The organism is Candidatus Hodgkinia cicadicola (assembly GCF_002774925.1).
This window is the reverse complement of the sequence record NZ_NXGO01000043.1, coordinates 1-1154: the sequence shown is the minus strand read 5'-3', so window position 1 is coordinate 1154 and position 1154 is coordinate 1. Positions and strand designations below refer to the sequence as shown.

Below are 1154 nucleotides of genomic sequence, written 5' to 3'. Positions count from 1 at the left end.
CATGTCAATATTAGAAGTATGTACTGGTCTGTTTGGCCGTGGTCCAGGGTTTACACACTACTGTGGGCCTGACGTTTGACACCCCACGTTCAGGTAGACTCGAATTCCACTGAAGATGGCAGCCAGTGGTGCTGTTGAAACGTTTGGTTTGTTTGTAACCCCTGGACCACGGCCAAACAAACCGGTACATACTTCTAATTAGTACGATTAGTTTTCTGCATATTTTATATTATTAATTTTATTTAAAAGTGAAGCTTACATGTAGCTTATTTACGCAGATGAAATATGAGTCGAACATTAAACAATATTAAACAGTCATTTAATCATGTCAGGGAAAGCCCCAAAATATATATTATGTGAGTAAATAGATGATGACAGTACTACACACGCGCGCGCGCGCGCATAGTAATAAATCATAAAATTTGAATAATAAATTTTATTTTTAATATAAAATTAATCGATGTGAAATGAATCTTTTCCAGACAATAAATAACAATAACAAGATTTCAATAAATGAGATTCTTCTTCCAATAGAAGATAAAATATTTCATGATATAAATGCTTGTGGATAACCAGAATAACGACGAGGCATACCTCTTAAATTCCAAAAAATGCTGACGAAGGAAAGTCAAATTTACACCAATAAATGAAAACTAAAACAACATTTTTAATCAATTACATTTTTAAGGCAATCCTACGAATGTCAATGGATAATTCTACCCAAAATTGCAAGTACTGCACCTATTGATAAAACATAATGATAATGAGTTACAACATAATATGTGTCGTGTAAAATAATAACAATTGATGAATATGCCAAAATTACGCCAGTTCAACAACCAATAATGAATAAAAATACAAACCCTAATGCCCACAAATTTGAGGGTGAAATTTTAATTTATTTTTTATTTATTATCAAAATACCCTTATTCCACATTGGTGTCGGGTTACATCAACTACACTCTATACACAAATTTTTTCCATCTTACTCTATCCATTGACAATGTCTTCGCTTCACTCCAGACCAAGCTTCTTTCTCTCAAAATGTTTCCCATCATTCAATCCCAAGTCAGTCGCGGTCTTCCTCTCTTCTTTCTCCCCCCTGATTTTGCCTCCCAAACCTTCTTTACCATTCTATCACTATCCATTCTCTG

General features: G+C 33.9%; 3 protein-coding genes. All 3 read right to left on the bottom strand.

What is annotated here, in order from left to right; genetic code table 4:
• Positions 1-380 precede the first annotated feature (380 nt).
• Positions 381-551: a hypothetical protein gene (locus MAGTDC_RS04775; protein ID WP_192573113.1), complete on the bottom strand. Its 171-nt coding sequence runs from the start codon at positions 549-551 to the stop codon at positions 381-383.
• Between the two features lie 143 nt (positions 552-694).
• Positions 695-877: a cbb3-type cytochrome c oxidase subunit I gene (locus MAGTDC_RS05895; protein WP_414173056.1), complete on the bottom strand. Its 183-nt coding sequence runs from the start codon at positions 875-877 to the stop codon at positions 695-697.
• A 79-nt stretch (positions 878-956) separates the two neighbouring features.
• On the bottom strand, positions 957-1154 hold a 198-nt coding region (locus tag MAGTDC_RS05615), incomplete at its 5' end, for a hypothetical protein (protein WP_278046943.1).